Origin of the sequence: Caulobacter sp. BK020 (assembly GCF_004342605.1) — a bacterium.
Classification (GTDB): Bacteria; Pseudomonadota; Alphaproteobacteria; order Caulobacterales; family Caulobacteraceae; genus Caulobacter.
In genome coordinates this window covers 1-18934 of sequence record NZ_SLZL01000037.1, presented here as the reverse complement: position 1 = coordinate 18934, position 18934 = coordinate 1, and the positions used below count along the sequence as shown (strand labels likewise).

The following is an 18934-nucleotide window of genomic DNA, read 5'->3' as shown; positions in this document are numbered from 1 at the left end:
AGTAGCCCTCCGGATCGGCCTCCACCCGCGCCAGCGCCGCCTCATAGCCCGCCGCGTCGATATGGGCCTTGCCCGCCCAGTCGTCGGGAACCGGAAAAACCTGTCCGTCGCTCACGCCGTCCACTCCCTTGAGCTTGTTGCGGCGGACTTATGCGCGGCGGCGCGTGTCGCGCAAGAAGACCACTGTGATTTCTCGCAAACGATCGTCCGTTCAGGGCGCGGTGTAGTCGCTGCAGTCGGGCAGGGGGCTGTCGGGCGTATAGACGTCCGACACCGGGTCGAGCGTGAAGACGCGGCGATAGCTGCAGGCCGGGTCGCGGGTCGGCTTCAGGTCGCTCTCGCGCAGGCGGCCGCGCGCCGTCGAATCGCCGTTGCGGGACGCGCCGGCCGGAAAGGCGGTGGCCAGGGTCTCGAACAGCAGGCGAGGCGGGCCCTGGGCGGTGGTCGGGTCTAGCGTCAGGTCGCCGCTGAAGCTGTATTCGTCGTGGCACGCGCCTCGCCGGGCCTTCATGTCCCGCTCGTCGAAGCAGGCGCGGATCATCAGCGACCCTGAGATCGGGACGGCGAGCATCGACTTGGCCTCGTCGCCCACCACCCGGATCAACTGGAGCTGCGTCGCCCCGCCGCCGCCGCCCGAATAGCTGGCGCTGGCATGGCGTTGGACGCCGATGATGACTTCTGACCCGGGTCCGGCGATGCGGACGATGGAGGGCCACAGCGTCAGGTCATCGTTATCGTCGCTGCCCAGGTCCAAGGTCGCGGCGGGCGGCTGGCCGGTCGGCGTTCCGGTGAACACGTGCAGCATCGAGGTGTTCTGATCGACATCGCGGCTGATCTCCGCGCACCAGTCGCGATCCGCGGTGCAATGCAGCGGCGGTGCGCCCTCGGGCCCTTGCGGCGGCGTCGCGGCGAAGGCCTCGAGCCGGTTGCCGGCCAGATCCTGGGCCGGTGAAGCGATGGTCGTCGCCGCGAGGACCAGGACGAGCAGGATCGATGTCATGGGGCCTCGGCCTTGAACGCGCAGGCCTCGCCTACCGCGTTTGGTATGCGCCGTCCAAGGCTCGCCGATCAGGCCGGCTGCTTGACCACCCGCAGATAGGGCTTCTGCTCGTCCCAGCCATTGGGGAACAGCGTCCTGGCCGTCTCGTTGTCGACCGAGGGGACGATGATCACGTCGCCGCCCTGGGTCCAGTTGGCCGGGGTGGCCACCTTGTGGCCGTCGGTCAGCTGCAGGCTGTCGATCACCCGCAGGATTTCATCGAAGTTCCGACCCGTCGAGGCCGGATAGGTCAGGGACAGCCGCAGCTTCTTGTTCGGGTCGATGATGAACACCGAGCGTACGGTCAGGGTGTCCGAGGCGTTGGGGTGGATCATGCCGTAGAGGTTCGACACCGAGCGGTCGGTGTCGGCGATCAGCGGGAAGTTCAGCTTCTGCCCTTGGGTTTCCTCGATGTCGGCCGCCCAGCCGCCGTGGTTCTCCAGGCCGTCCACTGAGAGACCGATCACCTTGACGTTGCGCCGGTCGAACTCCGGCTTCAGCTTGGCCACGGTCCCCAGTTCGGTGGTGCAGACCGGGGTGTAGTCCTTGGGGTGCGAGAACAGCACCACCCAGGAACCCTGGCCCCAGTCGTGGAAATGAATCGGACCCTCGGTCGAGGCCTGGGTGAAGTCCGGAACGATGTCGCCAAGCTGCAGCGCCATGGATGGTTCTCCTGTCCGCAAGGGGTCGGCTTCCCCCTAGGATGGGCGTAAAGCCGTGCCCAAGTTGTAGGCGCGCGCCCTTGCCCGCGCCGTTCAGGATTTCTCGCGGAGTTTCCAGCCATGCTGCTCGCCCTTTCGACCTGGTCCGAGGTCGAGGCCTATTTGCAGACCTCGAAGACGGTGGTGGTGCCGATCGGCTCGAACGAGCAGCATGGGCCGACGGGGCTGCTGGGCACCGATTGGCTGTGTCCGGAGATCATCTCACACGAGGCGTCGAAACTGTCGGACAGCGTGCTGGTGGCCCCGACCTTCAATATCGGCATGGCCCAGCACCACCTGGCCTTTCCGGGGACGATCTTCCTGCGGCCCTCGACCTTCATCGCCGCGATCGGCGACTGGGTGCGCTCGCTGGCCGCCCACGGCTTCGAGAAGATCTATTTCCTCAACGGCCACGGCGGCAACGTCGCCTCGATCGAGGCGGCCTTCTCGGAGATCTACGCCGAGTACAGCTTCCGCCAGGCGCGCGCGCCGTTCGCCCTGAAGCTGAAGAACTGGTGGGACCTGAAGGGGGTGCTGAGTCTGGCCAACCAGCAGTTCCCGGTCGGGCACGGCAGCCATGCCACCCCGTCGGAGATCGCGGTGACGCAATGGGCCTATCCGGAAAGCATCAAGACCGCCGCCTATGAACCGAAGATCGCCCCGACCGGACCGATCCGCGAGGCGCTCGACTTCCGCGCGCGCTACGCCGACGGCCGCATGGGCTCGGACCCGGCCCAGGCCACGCCCGAAAAGGGCGGGGCGCTGGTGGCCCAGGCCGCCAGGTCGCTGATCGAGGACCTGGCCGAGTTCTCGGCGGAGACGCCGGTCTAGGATGCGGCTGGGGACCGGCCCATGGGCCTGTCCCCAATCGGGGTCTACCGCGGGATCTCGGCGATCTTGGTCAGGGCCACCTGCCGGTAAACCGCGGTGATCTCGAAATAGCGTCCGAAGGCGGCGTAGAACTGGTCGGTGGCCTGTTTGACGCCTGGGCCGCCGATCTCGCTGATGTCGTGCCAATAGTCGTCGAGCACCATCATGCCGCCCACGCTCAGCAGGCTGGCGCAGAAGCACAGGTCGATCAGCACGGCGAGCGCCGTGTGGCTGCCGTCGACATAGATCAGGTCGAACTGTTCGCCCGCCGCCAGCATCCGGGGAAGTTCGTAGGTCGAGAACCCCTTGCGGGCTGTCATCGAGCGGAACGAGGTGCGGGCCATGTTGCGGTGAAAGCGTGGCTCGACGGCGTGGTACTTCTCTTCCGGGTTCAGCGTCTCGTCGAACCAGGGGTCGATGACGGTGACGTCCAGGCGGTCCGGCATCAGCCAGTCCATGAAGGCCAGGTTGCGGCCTTCATAGGCCCCGATCTCAAGGTAGCGGATCGGCGCCTCGCCGCGCTTGCCGGCGAAATCGCGCAGCAGCGGGGTGACGAACGGGATGTTGTTCGAAGCCCAGCCCGAGGTGAACTCGTAGCCGATCTTCTCGCTGTGGGCGTTGAAGGCGTCGACCACCGAATGGTCGCGCTTGGCCAGCATGGTGCGGGCCAGGTCCGGGGCGAAGCGCGGATTGACCTTGGCGAACGACCGCAGCTTGGCCCCTAGGCCGCGGGCGTCCTGGGCGTCGGTCAGTTCGGCGTCGAAATTGGTCGTGGACCCGTCGGCCATGGCGCGGTTTCCCGGTTTGTGTCGGGCGCAAGCCTAGGTCGAACGGGTTAAGACGAGGTTCTAGCCAACAACGATATGCGAACCTTCGACCCGCACCGGCCAGGGCGTCAGGGCGACGTCCTGGCAGGGGCCGGCGACCATCGCGCCGTCGTCGATCCGGAACAGGGCCGCGTGGCCGGCGCAGAGGATCAGGTCGTTCTCGCGGGTCAGGAAGCGGCCGTTCGGCCCGGCCAGGGGCCAGCCGGCGTGCGGACAGCTGTCAATGTAGCCGACCACGGTCTCGCCCCGCCGGACCACGAAGCCGGCGAACACGGCGTCTCCGGCCCGGAACCGGAAACCCCGCGCGCCGGGCGAGGCGATCTCGTCCAGCGGACACAGGACGGCGCCGACGGCGGGCCGGGCCGGATTGGCGGGATCGGTGCGAGACATGGGCTAGGTGCTCTTCCGCGCCGTCCAGGCTACAGCGAGCCGATCGCCAGCCGCCAGAAGCGGACCTCGACGCTCTCGAACACGCCGGCGGCCGTGAACGGGTCGTTGTCGGCCTGGGCCTGGGCGGCGGCCTTGTCTTCGGCCTCGACCACGATGATCGAGCCGATCGGATTGCCGTCGTCGTCCAGCAGGGCGCCGGCCAGCTTCAGGTTCGGGCTGTTGTTCAGATAGTCGAGGTGGGTGGGGCGGGTGGCCAGGCGGGTTTCGAGCGCGCCGGGCTTGTCCTTGCAGATGATGGCGTAGAGCGGCATGGGCGTTCCTTTCAGGGTGCGGACGGGGACAGGCGCATGCGCCTGTCCCCAAACGGAGTCAGGCCTCGGCCTTCAGCGGCCGCGAGAGCAGGCCAAGAATGGCGCTGTCGACGTCGACCTCGCCGGCCAGGATGGCGGCGACGGCTTCGCAGATCGGGGTCTCGACGCCCAGGGACCGGGCCAGGGCGCGGACGGCCGGCGCCGAGGCGACGCCCTCGGCCACCGAGACCTTGCCGGCCAGGGCCTGGGCCAGGGTCTGGCCGCCGCCCAGGGCCAGGCCGACGCTCATATTGCGCGACTGCGGGCTGGAGCAGGTCAGGACCAGGTCGCCCAGGCCGCACAGCCCGGCCAGGGTTTCGGCCTTGCCGCCCAGGGCCACGGCCAGGCGGGTCAGTTCGGCGAAGCCGCGGGTGATCAGGGCGGCGTGGGCGCTGCGGCCCAGGCCCTTGCCTTCGGAGATGCCGCAGGCGATGGCCAGGACGTTCTTGACCGCCGCCCCGGCTTCGGCCCCGATCACGTCGGCGGCCCAGTAGGGGCGGAAGGTGGGGATGGCGATCGCCTCGCCGATCCGGCGGCCCAGGGCCTCGTCCTCACAGGCCAGGGTGACGGCGGTGGGCAGGCCGCGCGCCACCTCGCCGGCGAAGCTGGGCCCCGACAGCACGGCGATCGGCGCGTCCGGTAACACCTCGGCGGCGACGTCGCTCATCAGCTTCAGCGTGCCCTGCTCGACGCCCTTGGAGCACAGCACTACCGGAACGCCGGCTTTCAGGTGCGGCTTCAGGGCGGTGAGGGCCGAGCGCAGGTGCTGGGCCGGCGGCACGGCCAGGATCAGGTCGCAGCCGGCCAGGGCGTCCAGGCCGGGCGCGGCCGTGACGGCGTCCTCCAGCTTCACGCCGGGCAGGAACATCGTGTTCTCGCGCTCGGCCGCGATCGAGGCGACGACTTCGGACTCGCGGGCCTGCAGGGTGACCTGGAGGCCCGCCCGGGCCGCGACCTGGGCCAGGGCCGTGCCCCAGGCCCCGGCGCCGATGACGCCCGCATGATTGAACTTCACGCTTTGGCTCCCTTGCGGCCGAAACTGTTGCTCGGATTGGATAACGCCGCCGCCTCGTCCAGGGGCCAGCGCGGACGCGCCACGGCGTCCAGGTCGTCGGAGATCCCCAGCGCCAGCCGCTCGGCGCCGGCCAGGGCGATCATGGCCGCGTTGTCGGTGCAATAGGCCAGGGGCGGGGCGTCGAACGAAAAGCCGTTGTCGGCGCAGTTCCTTTGCAGGGCCGCGCGCACCGCGCCGTTGGCGGCCACGCCTCCGGCCACCACGAAGCGCAGGCCCTGGCCCGGGTGGGCTGCGGCATAGAGCTTCATGGCCCGGTCGGTGCGTTCGGACAGCTGGCGGGCGATGGCGAACTGCACGGCGGCGGCCAGGTCGGCGCGCTGCTGGTCGCCAGCCTGATCAGGGGTGATCCTTTCGGCCAGCCGGGCGGCGGCGGTCTTCAGGCCCGAGAACGAGAAGTCGCAGTCCTTGCGGCCCAGCAGGGCGCGCGGCAGGTCGAACTTGGCCGGGTCGCCGGACGCCGCCAGCTTTTCGAGGGCCGGACCGCCGGGATAGGGCAGGCCCAGGCTCTTGGCGATCTTGTCGAAGGCCTCGCCGGCCGCGTCGTCGATCGTGGTGCCCAGGCGGGTGCAGGCCCCGACCCCGGCCACGTCCAGGAGCTGGCAATGACCGCCGGAGACCAGCAGCAGCAGGAAAGGATAATCGATCGACGCCCCCAGCCGGGCCGAGACCGCGTGACCCTCCAGGTGGTTGACGGCCACCAGCGGCAGGTCGCGGGCCAGGGCCACGGCCTTGCCGAACGCCAGGCCGACCATCACCCCGCCCACCAGGCCCGGGCCGGCGGTGGCGGCCACCCCGTCCAGGGCGTCGAAGCCGATATCCGCCGTACGCATGGCTTCGGCGGCGACGGCGTCGACGGCCTCGACATGGGCGCGGGCCGCGATCTCAGGCACCACCCCGCCGAACGGGGCGTGCTGCTCGAACTGGGTGCCGACGATCGACGACAGCACCTCGACGCGGCCGTCCGCATCCCGCCGCACGACGGACGCGGCGGTCTCGTCGCAGCTGGTCTCCAGGCCGAGGATCGTGAGGGTCGACTTCGTAAGGGGCGTCATTCGGTTGCCGGGGTCTCGCTGCTCCTGTAGCAGCGAAGGCTCTTCTTCGCTCTGCAGGTAACGTCCCCACCGTGTCCCGGCAACCCATCCGCATCGGCGCGCGCGGCTCGAAGCTGTCGCTGGCCCAGTCCGGCCTGATGCAGGCCCGCATCGCGGCGGCCCTCGGCGCCGGTCCCGGCGACGATCCGGGCGCCTTCGCCCAGCTGATCCCGATCGTCACCAGCGGCGACCGCATCCAGGATCGCCGGCTGATGGAGATCGGCGGCAAGGGGCTGTTCACCAAGGAGATCGAGGAGGCCCTGCTGGACGGCCGCATCGACTGCGCGATCCATTCGCTGAAGGACATGCCCGCCGAACTGCCGCCCGGCCTGGTGCTGGCCGCGACGCCCGAGCGCGAGGATCCGCGCGACGCCTTCATCAGCCGCGTGGCCGAGCGGCTGGAAGATCTGCCCAAGGGCGCGCGTCTGGGCACCGCGTCCCTGCGTCGCCAGGCCCAGGCCCTGCATGTAAGGCCCGACCTCGAGATCGTCATGCTGCGCGGCAATGTCGATACGCGCCTGGCCAAGCTGGAGCGCGGCGAGGCCGACGCCATCCTGCTGGCCCAGTCGGGCCTCAACCGCCTGGGCCTGGGTCCCCTGACCCGCAGCTGGCTCGATCCGCTGGCCGCCCCGCCGGCGCCGGGCCAGGGGGCGCTGGTCATCGAGACCCGGGCCGAGGATGCCGACCTGCCCTGGCTGCGGGCCGTGCGCTGCCAGGCCACCACCCTGGCGGTCGCCGCCGAGCGCGGCGCGCTCTACGCCCTTGAGGGCTCTTGCCGCACCGCGGTCGGGGCCCACGCCCGGCTGGACGGCCTGGACCTGACCCTGATCGTCGAGGCCCTGACCCCCGACGGCGTCCAGCGCTTCCGGCGCGAGGGCTCCATCACCCTGTCCAGCGCCGAGGCGGTCGACGAGGCCCGGGCCTTGGGGCTGGACCTGGGCGGCGCGGTCAGGACCGAGGGCGGCTCGGCCCTGATCCTGACGGACTAGGCGATGACCGGCGGCGCACGGCGGATCTGGGTCACGCGGGCCTCGCCAGGCGCGGAGGCCACCGCCGCCCGCCTGGAGGCCATGGGCCTGACGCCGCTGGTCGACCCGCTGCTGGACGTCTGCGACCTTTCTCCGCCCGTCGACCTGGCCGGCGTCGCGGCTCTGGCCTTCACCAGCGTCAACGGCGTGACCGCCTTCGCCCGTCTCGACGCCGACCGGGAGCGGCTGGTGTTCGCGGTCGGCGACAGGACCGCGCGGGCGGCGCGGGAGGCGGGGTTCTCGACCGTCATCTCGGCCGCCGGCGACGTCGAAGCCCTGGCGCGCCTGATCCTGGACCACGCCGGGCGGATGGATGGCGCGGTGCTGCATCCCTCGGCCCTGGAACCGGCCGGCGATCTGGTCGCGCCCCTGGTTTCCGCCGGGCTTAACGCCTGGCGACTGGCGGTCTACGAGACCGTCGAGCGCGATCCCTCGCCCTCCACTCTCGCCGAGCTCGGCGAGATGGAAGCGGTGCTGCTGCATTCGCCACGCGCCGCGCGGGCGCTATCGCACTGGCTTGCGGAACGCCCCGCGCCGAGGCTGCGGGCGCTGTGCCTGTCGGCGGCCGTGGCCCGGCCGCTCGACGGACTGGCGCCGGCCGGGCGGCTGGGCGGCGTGACGTCCGCGCCGCACCCGAATGAAACCGCGCTTCTGGCGCTGCTCACGCCCTAGCTCAACATTGCGCGGCGCGGCCGTGTGGGGCACGAATGGCGCATGACGCTCGCTCCCGATCCCGTTGACTCCGACGCGCCGCGCGACCCGGCGCTGTATGGCCGTCGCCGCCTGCTGGGGCCGGGCTTCTGGGCGCTGATCGTCTTCGGGATCGTCTGCGTGGCGGCGGGCGCGGCCCTCGCGCGATTCGGTCCGACCTGGTTCTCCCGCGCCAAGCCGCCGCCGGCGATCCACCAGCCCGCGGGCGATCCGGTCCTATCGCCTTCGGTCGCCGAGCGGCCGCTCTACGGGGCGCCCAGCGTCGCCGCCGTCCCGCCCCCGGCGCCGGAGAGCGTCGCCCAGCTGGAAGGGCGGGTTGCGGTTCTGGAGACCGGCCAGCAGCGGGCCCTGGACGCCGCCGGCGCCGCTCTTGCCGCCGCCACCCTGGCCGACGCCGCCCGCACCGCGCGACCGTTCGCCGAGGAACTGGCCAGCCTGGAGCGGGTGCTGCCCCTGTCGCCGGACCTGCGGGCCCTGGCGCGCCTGGCCCAGGACGGCGCGCCGACCCGCGCCGGTCTCGCCGACGAGTTCGAGACCCTGGCCGGGCGCGCTGCGGTCGCCGCCCGGGACCCCGGCCGTAACGCGGACTTCCTGGCGCGCCTGCGCCACGCCCTGTCCAGCATCGTCTCGATCCGCCAGGTCGGCTCGACCCAGGGCTCGACCCCCGACGCGGTGCTGGGGCGCGCGCAGAAGCTGCTGAACGAGGGCGACATCGAGGGGGCGCTGGCCGCCGTCGAGACCTTGCCGGCGCCGGCCAAGGCTGTCCTGGCCCCCTGGCGCGCCGCCGCCGAGCGTCGGGTCGAGATCGACCGTCACGTCGCCGCCATCCGCGCCGACGCCTTGACGGGACTGGAGCAGGTGAGGCGTCCCCCGCCGAGCGCGTCGGCTCCCGCCGCCCCCGCCGAACCGGTGGCCCCGTGATCCGCGCGGCGATCATCTTCTTCCTGGTCGCCGCCCTGGGCGTGGCGGTGGTCGCCCTGACCGGCGAGCCCGGCGCGGCCAGTCTGGATTGGATGGGCTGGCGGGTGGAGATGACGGCCGCCGCCGCCGCTCTGCTGACCCTGTTCACCGCCCTCCTGGCCACCATCCTGTGGCGCGGCCTGCTGTGGGTGGTCGAGGCGCCGCGTCGCGCCGCGAGGGCTCGGACCGAGGCCAAGCGCAAGCAGGGCGTCGAGGCCCTGTCGCGGGGCTTCCTGGCCGCGGCGGCCGGTGACGGCTCCGAAGCCCGGCGCCTGGCCCAGAAGGCCTCCGAGCTCGCCGAGGACGCTCCGGCCCTGGTCCGGGTGCTGGCCGCCCAGGCCGCCGAGGCGGCGGGCGACCACGTCGCCGCTCGCCAAGCCTATAACGCCATGCTCGGCTTTCCGGAAATGCGCCTGGCGGGCCTGCGGGGCCTGATGCAGACCGCCCTGGCCGAGGGGGACAAGGCCCTGGCCCTGCGGCACGCCGAGACCGCCTATGGCCTGGCCCGCACCGCCCGCTGGGCCTGGCGCGCCCTGCTCGAAGCCCGGCTGGAGGCCGGCGACTGGTCGGCGGCACTGGCCTTGGTCCAGGGGGCTCTGGAACGCAAGATCGTGCCGCCCCTGGTCGCGGAACGGGCCAGGGCCGCGCTGCTGGCCGCCTCGGCCGCGGGCCTGGAGGACTCGGACGACCCCAAGGTCCTGGCCCAGGCGCTGGATTTCGCGACCCAGGCCGCCCGGCTCAAGCCCGATTTCGCGCCCGGCGTGGTGATGGCCGCGCGCCTGCTGGCCGCCGACGGCAAGACCGCCAAGGCCGCAGCCCTGATCGAGGCCGCGTGGAAGCAGGCGCCGCACCCGGCCTTGTGGCTGGCCTATCGCGACCTGAAGACCAGCGAGACCCCCAGGCTGCGGGCGGTCCGCCTGGCCGCCCTGGCCAACCTGAAGCCGGAGGCTCGCGAGAGTCGGCTGCTGGCGGCGGAGTGCGCGCTGATCGGCGGCGATCCGATCGCGGCCCGGGCCGCGGCCCGGCTGCTGCCCGAGGAAGCCCTGACGGCCCGCGTCGCCGGCCTGATGGCCCGTGTCGCCTACGCCAATGGCGAGGCCGACGAGGCCCGCGCCTGGGTCGCCCGGGGCGTGGCCGCGCCGCAGGAAGCCGACTGGTCGGACCTCGATCCCGAAGGCCGCGCCTTCGCCTATGCCCGCGAGGACTGGGCGCGATTGACCCTCAGCTACGCCGAGACCGGCCAACTGATCCATCCGCGCTTCGAACGTCGCGAACGGGCGATGAGCGAGCTGCCCCAGCTGCCTTCGGCCTATGTCGAATCCACGCCGTTCGTCCGGGCGGCCGAGACGGGCGGGGCCCTGATGCCCATTCCGGACGATCCCGGCGTTGGGCCGGGCGGCTTCGATCCGGCGCCGTCCTTGGAGCCTGAAACGGGCGGTCCGGCGCCTCGCCGCAACGCTGGTTCACGCCGACGCTTGGCAAGCGGCCCGCGCGCCGCTAAATAGGCCCCTCCTCGCGCCGGATCGGTGATTTGGCGGCGGGAACACCAGTGTCTTCCGAGCCTGTTTCGACCGGTCCGGAGACGAAGCGCGCCGCTTTAGCTCAGCTGGTAGAGCACCTCATTCGTAATGAGGGGGTCACAGGTTCGAGTCCTGTAAGCGGCACCACCTTCCCAAAGCACCTCTAGCTAAGAAGCCACTGCGCGATGGGCGTAGAGACCCTTACGCTTGGTCTGGCGTGGGGCCCTGCTGGGTGTACCTTTCGGAAGGGATGGCCATCGGAAGCAAGCGTCAACCACGGCTGGACCGCTGAAGCGGGCAGAGCAGGTGCTTCGGCTGGCCATGGCCCAAAGATAATTTTGCAAGGCCCGCTCTGGCGAGGCAGCTTCGCATTCTTAGTGAGGGGGCGAAGGGAAAGGGGGCCCTGCCCACGTTCATACATCCGACGCGGGACGGCGGCTCAGCCCCGTTTCCTTGCAAACCGGCTCTTTGGGCTTCCGAGAAACGCCTTTAAGTGCCTGCAAATCCCAGCTGCCCGACGGTTCAAACCATGTTGTCAGGCAGTCGGGGCATAAGTAGCCTGTTGCAGGCGTCCTTGCAGCAAAGGCGAACCGCGAGGAGAATCGACTCTCCGATGAGGGGGCATAGTGGACAAAACTGAAAAGGAAAAGTTGAGCGAAAGCGATGTCTGCGATCTGTTCATTACGCCGGCGATCGCTAACGCCGGTTGGGATCAGCTGCGGCAAGTCAGGCGTGAAGTAACGCTTACTCCCGGACCAGTTATTGTTCGCGGAAATCTATCGTCTAGAAACAAAAAGAAGCGCAAATTCGCCGACTATGTTCTGTCTTGGCAGCCCGGGCTACCGGTGGCGATCATCGAAGCGAAGGACAACAAGCACGGCGTGAGCGACGGATTACAGCAGGCTCTGGGCTATGCTGAAATCTTGAATCTTCCGACAGCATTTAGTTCGAACGGAGATGGCTTCGCTCAGCACAACCGTGTGGCCACTGATGGCGAAGATACTGAATCCGTCCTGACCATGGACGGCCTGCCGTCTCCTCGGGAGCTTTACCTCCGCTACTGCCTCTTTCACGGCATCGCGCCCGAGCAAGAGCCGCTTGTCGAGCAGCCTTATCACCTGGATAGCTCAGGCAAAGAACCGCGCTATTACCAGATCGAGGCAATCAATCGGACCATCGAAGCCATCGCGAGAGGAGATCGTCGGGTGCTGCTGGTGATGGCGACGGGCACCGGCAAGACATACACAACCTTCCAGATTATCTGGAGACTTTGGAAGGCCGGGCAGGCGAAGCGCGTGTTGTTCCTCGCCGACCGTAACATCCTCGTCGATCAAACGCTGGTGAACGACTTCAAGCCCTTCGGTCAGCACATGACCAAGGTCCGCAACCGCAAGATAGATCCCGCATACGAAATTCACCTTGGTCTGTATCAGGCGCTTACCGGACAGGAAGAAACTGATAAAATATTCAAGTCGGTATCTCGCGACTTCTTCGACCTCGTCATTGTCGATGAATGCCATCGCGGCAGCGCGGCGGAAGATAGCGCGTGGCGCGAAATCCTCGATTATTTCGAAGGTGCCATCCAGATCGGCATGACCGCTACGCCGAAGGAGACCGAGTACGTCTCCAACACCACCTACTTTGGCGAGCCGGCTTACACCTACAGCCTGAAGCAGGGAATCGAGGATGGCTTCCTTGCGCCCTACAAGGTCATCCGCATCGACATCGACAAGGACTTGCTGGGTTGGACTCCGCCTGCGGGCATGAAAGACGACCTCGGCAACGAGATCGAGCAACGCGAATACAACCGCATGGACATGGACAGAGTGCTGGTGCTCAACCAGCGCACCAAGCTGGTTGCTGAGCGGGTGATGCGCTTCCTCAAAGCGACCGATCCGATGTCGAAAACGATCATCTTCTGCGAGGACATCGATCACGCCGAACGCATGCGCGCCGCGATCGTAAACGCCGCCGGCAGTATCGCGCGCGAGAACCCGCGCTACGTTATGCGGATCACCGGTGACAGCGTGGAGGGCAAGGCACAACTCGACAACTTCATCGACCCAGAGCAGCCGTTCCCGGTCATCGCTACGACCTCTCAACTCTTGAGCACTGGCGTCGACGCCAAAACCTGCAAGCTGATCGTGCTCGACCGAACGATCACCTCCATGACAATGTTCAAGCAGATCATTGGCCGAGGCACCCGCATCGACGAGGATCACAACAAGTATTTTTTCACGATCATGGACTTCAAGAAAGCGACCGAGCTGTTCCGCGATCCTGATTTCGACGGGGAGCCGGTGGTGATCTACGAGCCGGAGGACGATGACCCGCCGGTCCCGCCCGATCCCGACGACGGCGATCCCGGCGACGATGTTGATGACGATGATCCCAGCGGTACGAAGCTGGTCGTGTCAGGCGTGCCTGTCCACATCATTGCCGAACGGATCGAATATGTCGGCAGCGACGGCACACTGATCACCGAAAGCTATCGAGAGTTCGCGAAGAAGGCGGTGCTGGCCGAATATCGTTCGCTGGATGAGTTCATCGCCAAGTGGAATGCCAGCGACCGAAAGCAGGCGATCATCGCAGAGCTTGAGGAACACGGCGTCGTCCTCGCCAATCTGCAAGCCGAGGTAGGAAAGGATGTGAGCGACTTCGATTTGCTCGCACATATCGCCTACGATCAGCCGCCACTCACCCGCCGAGAGCGCGCGGACAAGGTGCGCAAGCGCAACTATTTCGCCAAGTATGGCGATCAGGCGCGGGCGGTGCTGGAGGCCTTGCTCGACAAGTATGCCGATGAAGGCATTGAAACGATCGAAGACACCAAGGTGCTTCGCCTGCGCCCGTTCGATCGCATCGGCACCCCTATTGAAATCATCAAGGGTGCGTTCGGTGGCAAAGCGGCTTACGACGCCGCGCTGACCGAGCTTGAAGCTCAAATCTACGGACGAGCGGCAAACGAATGAGCAATGTGTCAGGCGCGGTGAAGTCCATTCAGGACATCATGCGCAAGGATGTAGGCGTTGATGGCGATGCACAGCGCATCAGCCAGATGGTCTGGATGATTTTTCTAAAAATCTACGATGACCGCGAGGAAGAGCTGGAGCTTACCGAGCCTGACTTTCGCTCGCCGATTCCGGAGAAATACCGCTGGCGCAATTGGGCAAAGGACCGCGAGGGAATTACCGGCGAGACGCTTGTGACATTCGTCGATGGGCTGTTCTTCACCCTCAAAAACAGCCTTCCTACCATCGGCGAGGCCGGCAGGCGTGCCCAGGTCATCCGCGACGTGTTCGAGGATACCTACAACTACATGAAATCCGGCACGTTGATGCGCCAGGTGATCAACAAGATCAACGAGATCGACTTCAACAACACGCAGGACCGACACACCTTCGGGGCGATCTACGAACAGATTCTGAAAGACCTTCAGAGCGCCGGGAATGCCGGCGAGTTTTACACTCCACGCGCTGTCACCCGCTTTATGATCGACCGGCTGGCCCCGAAGCTCGATGAAATTGTGCTCGACCCCGCCTGCGGCACCGGGGGTTTCCTCGCTTGCACCATCGACTACAAGCGCCAGTTCGTGAAATCGCCGGAGGATGAGGCGACGCTGGTGGGCAGCCTGCGCGGAGTCGAGAAGAAGGCGCTGCCGCATATGCTGTGCGTCACCAACATGATCCTGCATGGCATCGACACGCCAGAGGGCATCCGCCACGGCAACACGCTGGAAAAACCCTATCGCGACTACGGCGATCGGGACCGCGTGCCGGTGATAGCCACCAACCCGCCGTTCGGCGGCATGGAGCAGGACGGGATCGAGAGCAATTTTCCCGCTCATCTGCGCACGCGGGAAACCGCTGACCTATTCATGGCGCTGATTATCAAGCTGTTGCGCGTCGGCGGGCGCGCGGGAGTGGTGCTGCCCGATGGTTTTCTGTTTGGCGAAGGCGTGAAGACCACGCTCAAGCGCAGTCTTCTTGAGGAGTGCAACCTCCACACCATCGTCCGCCTGCCAAACGGGGTGTTCAATCCCTATACTGGAATCAAGACCAATCTGCTGTTCTTCACCAAAGGCACGCCCACCAAGCACATTTGGTTCTACGAACATCCCTATCCGCTAGGCGTCACCAGCTACAACAAGTCGCGCCCTATGCAGTTTGAGGAGTTCGCGGCCGAGCGCGACTGGTGGGGCGATGAGGCAGACGGCTTCAAAGCGCGCGTTGAGACGGAGCAAGCGTGGCGCGTCAGCGCCGAAGAGGTAGAGGCGTCCGCCTTCAACCTTGACCGCAAGAATCCACACGCGCCCGATCGGGAGAGCCATGATCCAGATGAGTTGCTGGCCAACTATGCCGCCCAACAGGGTGAGATCCAGGCCTTGCGCGACCGCCTGAAGGCGATCCTGGCCGAGGCGCTGGCGGGCGGCAAACGGGCCGACGCATGAGCGAGATTTCTGCGCTGGCCAGCGAACATCTCGACATCTGGACTACCGCCACGGAACGCAGGAGCGGCGCGGGGCGCGGCGGCGGTAAGCGGATAAGCTTCTACGGGATTCAGCGTTTGCGGGCGCTGATCCTCGATCTTGCTGTGCGGGGTCAGTTGGTGCCTCAGGTTGCTTCGGACGAACCAGCGTCCGAGTTGATGAAGCGCGTTGGGCAGATCAAGGACGCACAGGAGGGCAGAGGAAACAAAGCGGCGGGAGCTATACCCCCAATGGACGTGCCCGCTGGATGGATTGCGGTGCGCTTGGCCGATCTCGCAAATCCGCAAGCCGGGTTCGCATTCAAATCTGTCGGATTCAATGAGCTAGGGGTTGGGCTTCCGCTCATTCGCATCCGCGATGTCGGGCAACCCTTCACGGGTACTTTCTATTCCGGCGACTACCGCGATGATTTCGTAGTTCATGAGGGTGATTATCTCATCAGCATGGACGGAGAGTTCCGCGTAGCGACCTGGGACGGCCCCGATGCGCTCCTCAACCAGCGAGTCTCACGCTTGCAATTCTACGGCGATGAGGTTGTTCGACCGTTTGTCGCCTTGGCGCTACAAACCGAATTAACGCAGTTGCAGGGCGTCAAGGCCTACACCACAGTTGATCACCTGTCCGGCAAGCAGATTGCGGGATCAGTAATCCGCCTCCCCTCCATCGCCGAACAGCGCCGGATTATGGCGAAGGTGGATGAGCTGATGGCGCTATGCGATGCGCTGGAGGGCGAGAGCGCGACAGCCTTGGCGGCGCATCAGACGCTGGTCGAAACCCTTCTTGCCACCCTCGTAAAGAGCGCAGACGCCGCGAACTGGACCCGCCTCGAAGCCCATTTCGACGCCCTATTCACCACTCCAGCCAGCGTCGAGGCGCTCGAACGGACTATCCTAGAATTGGCGGTGCGCGGTCGGCTGGTGGCCAACAGCGGAAATGCATGGCCCACTCGCAAGCTAGAGGATCTGATCGGCCCTATGGATTCAGGCTGGAGCCCGGCTTGCATGGAGACGCCAGCCCCGAATGAAGAGGCATGGGGGGTCTTGAAGACGACGGCGGTGCAGCGCCTAACCTACGACGAAGCTCAGAACAAAGAGTTGCCCGCAGATTTGACGCCGCGCCCGGCTGCTGAATGTAAGGCGGGCGATATCCTCTTTACGCGAGCAGGCCCGATGAACCGGGTCGGAATATGCTGTTATGTAGAGGCGACGCGGCCACGGTTGATGATCTCCGATAAGATCATTCGCTTCCGACCTGTTTCCGACGAAGTGAATGGAGCGTTCCTCGCACTCGCACTTTCAGTTGGTCCTGCCGCAAAGCAGATCGAAGAAGCAAAATCGGGGATGGCTACCAGCCAAGTAAACGTTTCTCAAGCCAAACTGCGGGGCGTTACAATAGCTCTGCCGTCGCCGGAGGTACAACGGGCCACAGTTGAACGCGTCGGCACCCTTATGTCGCTGTGCGACCTCCTGAAGGCGCAGATCGAAGACGCTGCTCTTACTCAAATGCGCCTTGCCGACGCCATCACCGAACGTGCGGCGGCTTGAGCCATGGCCACGGCACCTGCCCTGCTGAGTTGGTGTGAGGAAGACCGGCACCGCAAATATAGCGACTACCGCGACTTCAACGACTGGTTCGATGGCGCCGAGGGCGTCGAGGCGCGTGAGGCGGCGAAGGTTGCCGGACTAGCAAGTCCAAGCAAGGCTTTCTTCGTCGGCGACCGCGAGGGATATGGCGTCGCCTTCGAGGCATGGCGGCAGGTGCAGCGTAACCTGTGGCTTAGCCGTGAAGCTCTCACCGAGCTTTGCGCGGATGCGCACTGGGCCGACCGCAATACCACCCGCTTCGACCAGCTTTGCGATCAAATAGCCCTTGCCAATGTCGTGCCGTTCATAGGTGCGGGACTATCGCAGCCAGGCGGCTTCCCGACGTGGAAAGACCACTTGCGCCAGCAAGGGCGAACAGCCGGATTGCTTCCCGATGCGGTCGAGGCGATGCTCGCCGCCGGTGACTACGAGGGCATAGTCCACGCCATCGAAGCCCAACTGGGGCAGCCTGTTTTCAGGCAGGAATTGCGCGATGCCTTCTCCCGCAACGGCACTATCCCCCCTGCCGATTACCTGATCGCCGAGTTGTTTTCAGACACGCTCATCACCACCAACTATGACCGGCTGCTAGAACAGGCGTTCGATGTCGGCGGCGGGCGGCCGGTGCAGGTTTTGACGCCCGCGACGATCCTCACGCCGCCCGATGCAGACAGCGTGACGATCCTAAAACTGCATGGTGACATTGTCGCGCCTGGCGGCTGCATCCTCAGCCGCAATCAGTATGCCGCCGCCTATGGTGACGGTGCCATCGACCCGAGCTTGCCGATCCCGCAGGCGCTCGACTACTACTTCCGCAACTCCAGCCTGCTGTTTCTGGGGTGCAGCCTCAACCAAGATCGAACGGTTCAGGTCTTTGAAGCGATCATGAATCGCGCCCTCGCCGAATCGGCGGACCTGCCGCAGCACTTCGCCATCGAGCAGTTGCCGAGCGATGAGGCGGCTCTGATCGCGCGCAATGCGGCACTACTGCGCATCGGCGTCACCCCCATCTGGTTCCCTGCAGGCGCGTTCGAGTTCATCGAAGAAATTCTGCGACTTGCGCGCAACGAGATGCATTTTCGGCGATAAGTCGAGCCTGGTTGGAGTTGTCTCCTCGCTGGCCGCCCGCTCGTTGCTCATAGGCGCAAATGATATCAGTCGCTGCCACACCACGTGGGGCAGGCGCTCAGCTACTGTGCGGAAGAAATTTAACCGCCGGCCCAAACTGGCGTCGCGAGCGTCGAGGTGCCGTTCTGAGGAGGGCTCTAGCGCTTTTTCAAATCGACAAACTCTTTGAGCAACTTCGACGGATCGCGGCCGAGGGCTTCGGCGACCTGGCAGAACTCGATCACGTCTAAGCGGCGCTCGCCCCGCTCAACTTTCGAAACAAAGCTCTGAGGCCGCCCCAGACGCTCAGCCAGCTGGACCTGCGTGACCCCTGCAGCCTTACGGGCTTCGACGAGGAATTGAATGAATTCCTGATGCCGTTGGGTGAAGACCGATGACGGCAATGGGCGCCCCTACGAGGTGAGGCGCTTTCGTTAAATCCCATCTTGGGATATCCCAGAACGGGTTATTTCAAACTGGCGAGCGGGGCCATCGCTCGTCGATCGCCGGTGTTCGTTGGGAAAGGTACGGCTGGCTAGGAGGCGCTCCATACGTCCGAGGCGCAGCTCTGAGTATCTTATATGATGAGCTGATATTCAGCGCATTTTTCCATCAATCTATATCTCGTATCGGGGGTTTGTATGAAGGATTTTGTCCGTCGTATGGTGCGTATATTGGCGTTACTTGCTCAGTGGGTAGTCGCCTTGTTTCTCGCGCTTATCGCGATCATGTCAGCTTCGACCGCGTTCGGCCGGCAAGCTTTAGGCCTAGATATTACGGCTTACTTCGTTTCCATCGCCGGTCTGGCGATGGTTTCGGTTGCGCTGTTGCCGCCGTTGTTTTTCCGGTTTCCCGCCAAGGCGCGACTAGCGAGCTATGCTCTCGTTATCCCGGCCGTTGTGGCCCTGGGTTTGACCTTCTCTGCCGTCAACGACGCTTACATGCGAACACCAAAGGGCGCGCAGGAGGCCAAGGCGGAAGCAGCAGCGGCAGCTTCGCGGATAGAGAGCAAGCGTCTGAAGGAAGAGCAGGCGCACCGGGAGGAGGAGCAGAAAGCCAACCCGGCGGCGGCTGAAGAACTCGCGCGCGATGTTGCCGCTGACGTGACCCCCATTTTTCATCCAGCGATAACGAGAGTCCTGGGTTGATTTGAGCCTTGGTGTTGGTGGGTGGCAAGAGGCCGGCGCGCGGAG

General features: G+C 66.1%; 18 protein-coding genes and 1 tRNA gene. 11 read left to right on the top strand and 8 right to left on the bottom strand.

Annotated elements, in window-relative coordinates; translation table 11 throughout:
- Window positions 1–211: 211 nt before the first annotated feature.
- Entirely contained in the window at window positions 212–1000 is a 789-nt protein-coding gene (locus EV278_RS23635; RefSeq protein ID WP_132096656.1) for a hypothetical protein, read from the bottom strand.
- Between the two features lie 68 nt (window positions 1001–1068).
- Window positions 1069–1701, bottom strand: coding sequence for a peroxiredoxin (locus EV278_RS23630; protein WP_132096654.1), 633 nt, complete (start codon window positions 1699–1701; stop codon window positions 1069–1071).
- Window positions 1702–1821: 120 nt separating this feature from the next.
- Between EV278_RS23630 and EV278_RS23625 the strand changes: the two genes are divergently transcribed.
- Window positions 1822–2571, top strand: coding sequence for a creatininase family protein (locus EV278_RS23625; RefSeq protein WP_132096652.1), 750 nt, complete (start codon window positions 1822–1824; stop codon window positions 2569–2571).
- 44 nt (window positions 2572–2615) lie between these two features.
- On the opposite strand, the gene EV278_RS23620 is transcribed toward EV278_RS23625, so the two are convergent.
- From EV278_RS23620 to tsaD, 5 genes are read right to left on the bottom strand one after another with little or no spacing between them, the layout of a single operon-like run.
- Complete coding sequence (locus EV278_RS23620; RefSeq protein WP_132096650.1) at window positions 2616–3398, bottom strand: class I SAM-dependent methyltransferase; 783 nt, start codon at window positions 3396–3398, stop codon at window positions 2616–2618.
- Window positions 3399–3458: 60 nt separating this feature from the next.
- Window positions 3459–3827 carry a Rieske (2Fe-2S) protein gene (locus EV278_RS23615; RefSeq protein WP_132096648.1) on the bottom strand — a complete coding sequence of 123 codons (369 nt, stop codon included), beginning with the start codon at window positions 3825–3827 and terminating at the stop codon, window positions 3459–3461.
- A 29-nt stretch (window positions 3828–3856) separates the two neighbouring features.
- Window positions 3857–4138 (bottom strand): YciI family protein, encoded by a 282-nt coding sequence (locus EV278_RS23610; RefSeq protein WP_132096646.1) that lies wholly within the window; start codon window positions 4136–4138, stop codon window positions 3857–3859.
- Between the two features lie 58 nt (window positions 4139–4196).
- Window positions 4197–5192 carry an NAD(P)H-dependent glycerol-3-phosphate dehydrogenase gene (locus tag EV278_RS23605; protein WP_132096644.1) on the bottom strand — a complete coding sequence of 332 codons (996 nt, stop codon included), beginning with the start codon at window positions 5190–5192 and terminating at the stop codon, window positions 4197–4199.
- The gene (gene tsaD, locus EV278_RS23600) at window positions 5189–6304 is read right to left on the bottom strand and encodes a tRNA (adenosine(37)-N6)-threonylcarbamoyltransferase complex transferase subunit TsaD (RefSeq protein WP_132096642.1); all 1116 of its coding nucleotides are present in this window, start codon (window positions 6302–6304) and stop codon (window positions 5189–5191) included. Before tsaD ends, EV278_RS23605 begins: the two co-directional genes overlap by 4 nt.
- Window positions 6305–6375: 71 nt before the next feature.
- On the opposite strand from tsaD, the gene hemC reads away from it, so the two are divergent.
- From hemC to EV278_RS23555, 9 genes are all read left to right on the top strand, one after another.
- Window positions 6376–7332: a hydroxymethylbilane synthase gene (hemC, locus tag EV278_RS23595; RefSeq protein WP_132096640.1), complete on the top strand. Its 957-nt coding sequence runs from the start codon at window positions 6376–6378 to the stop codon at window positions 7330–7332.
- A 3-nt stretch (window positions 7333–7335) separates the two neighbouring features.
- Window positions 7336–8043 carry a uroporphyrinogen-III synthase gene (locus EV278_RS23590; protein ID WP_132096638.1) on the top strand — a complete coding sequence of 236 codons (708 nt, stop codon included), beginning with the start codon at window positions 7336–7338 and terminating at the stop codon, window positions 8041–8043.
- A gap of 42 nt (window positions 8044–8085) precedes the next feature.
- Entirely contained in the window at window positions 8086–9003 is a 918-nt protein-coding gene (locus tag EV278_RS23585) for a hypothetical protein (RefSeq protein ID WP_132096636.1), read from the top strand.
- The gene (locus EV278_RS23580; RefSeq protein ID WP_132096634.1) at window positions 9000–10547 is read left to right on the top strand and encodes a heme biosynthesis HemY N-terminal domain-containing protein; all 1548 of its coding nucleotides are present in this window, start codon (window positions 9000–9002) and stop codon (window positions 10545–10547) included. The genes EV278_RS23585 and EV278_RS23580 overlap by 4 nt, the downstream gene beginning before the upstream one ends.
- A gap of 86 nt (window positions 10548–10633) precedes the next feature.
- Window positions 10634–10709: transfer RNA gene (locus EV278_RS23575), tRNA-Thr, on the top strand.
- A 479-nt stretch (window positions 10710–11188) separates the two neighbouring features.
- Entirely contained in the window at window positions 11189–13534 is a 2346-nt protein-coding gene (locus EV278_RS23570; RefSeq protein WP_132096632.1) for a DEAD/DEAH box helicase family protein, read from the top strand.
- A complete protein-coding gene (locus EV278_RS23565) occupies window positions 13531–15012 on the top strand; it encodes a class I SAM-dependent DNA methyltransferase (RefSeq protein WP_132096630.1) in 1482 nt (493 codons plus the stop codon). Before EV278_RS23570 ends, EV278_RS23565 begins: the two co-directional genes overlap by 4 nt.
- Window positions 15009–16595: a restriction endonuclease subunit S gene (locus EV278_RS23560; RefSeq protein WP_132096628.1), complete on the top strand. Its 1587-nt coding sequence runs from the start codon at window positions 15009–15011 to the stop codon at window positions 16593–16595. Before EV278_RS23565 ends, EV278_RS23560 begins: the two co-directional genes overlap by 4 nt.
- A gap of 3 nt (window positions 16596–16598) precedes the next feature.
- On the top strand, window positions 16599–17723 hold the full coding sequence (locus tag EV278_RS23555; protein ID WP_132096626.1) for an SIR2 family protein: 1125 nt from the start codon (window positions 16599–16601) through the stop codon (window positions 17721–17723).
- A gap of 176 nt (window positions 17724–17899) precedes the next feature.
- On the opposite strand, the gene EV278_RS23550 is transcribed toward EV278_RS23555, so the two are convergent.
- Entirely contained in the window at window positions 17900–18145 is a 246-nt protein-coding gene (locus EV278_RS23550) for a helix-turn-helix transcriptional regulator (RefSeq protein WP_132096624.1), read from the bottom strand.
- Between the two features lie 237 nt (window positions 18146–18382).
- Between EV278_RS23550 and EV278_RS23545 the strand changes: the two genes are divergently transcribed.
- Complete coding sequence (locus tag EV278_RS23545; protein WP_132096622.1) at window positions 18383–18889, top strand: hypothetical protein; 507 nt, start codon at window positions 18383–18385, stop codon at window positions 18887–18889.
- Window positions 18890–18934 lie beyond the last annotated feature (45 nt).

Coding starts and splice junctions, on each gene's coding strand:
- EV278_RS23635 (WP_132096656.1), bottom strand. CDS start 1,000: ATGACATCGATCCTGCTCGTCCTGGTCCTCGCGGCGACGACCATCGCT.
- EV278_RS23630 (WP_132096654.1), bottom strand. CDS start 1,701: ATGGCGCTGCAGCTTGGCGACATCGTTCCGGACTTCACCCAGGCCTCG.
- EV278_RS23625 (WP_132096652.1), top strand. CDS start 1,822: ATGCTGCTCGCCCTTTCGACCTGGTCCGAGGTCGAGGCCTATTTGCAG.
- EV278_RS23620 (WP_132096650.1), bottom strand. CDS start 3,398: ATGGCCGACGGGTCCACGACCAATTTCGACGCCGAACTGACCGACGCC.
- EV278_RS23615 (WP_132096648.1), bottom strand. CDS start 3,827: ATGTCTCGCACCGATCCCGCCAATCCGGCCCGGCCCGCCGTCGGCGCC.
- EV278_RS23610 (WP_132096646.1), bottom strand. CDS start 4,138: ATGCCGCTCTACGCCATCATCTGCAAGGACAAGCCCGGCGCGCTCGAA.
- tsaD (WP_132096642.1), bottom strand. CDS start 6,304: ATGACGCCCCTTACGAAGTCGACCCTCACGATCCTCGGCCTGGAGACC.
- EV278_RS23590 (WP_132096638.1), top strand. CDS start 7,336: ATGACCGGCGGCGCACGGCGGATCTGGGTCACGCGGGCCTCGCCAGGC.
- EV278_RS23585 (WP_132096636.1), top strand. CDS start 8,086: ATGACGCTCGCTCCCGATCCCGTTGACTCCGACGCGCCGCGCGACCCG.
- EV278_RS23565 (WP_132096630.1), top strand. CDS start 13,531: ATGAGCAATGTGTCAGGCGCGGTGAAGTCCATTCAGGACATCATGCGC.
- EV278_RS23560 (WP_132096628.1), top strand. CDS start 15,009: ATGAGCGAGATTTCTGCGCTGGCCAGCGAACATCTCGACATCTGGACT.
- EV278_RS23555 (WP_132096626.1), top strand. CDS start 16,599: ATGGCCACGGCACCTGCCCTGCTGAGTTGGTGTGAGGAAGACCGGCAC.
- EV278_RS23545 (WP_132096622.1), top strand. CDS start 18,383: ATGAAGGATTTTGTCCGTCGTATGGTGCGTATATTGGCGTTACTTGCT.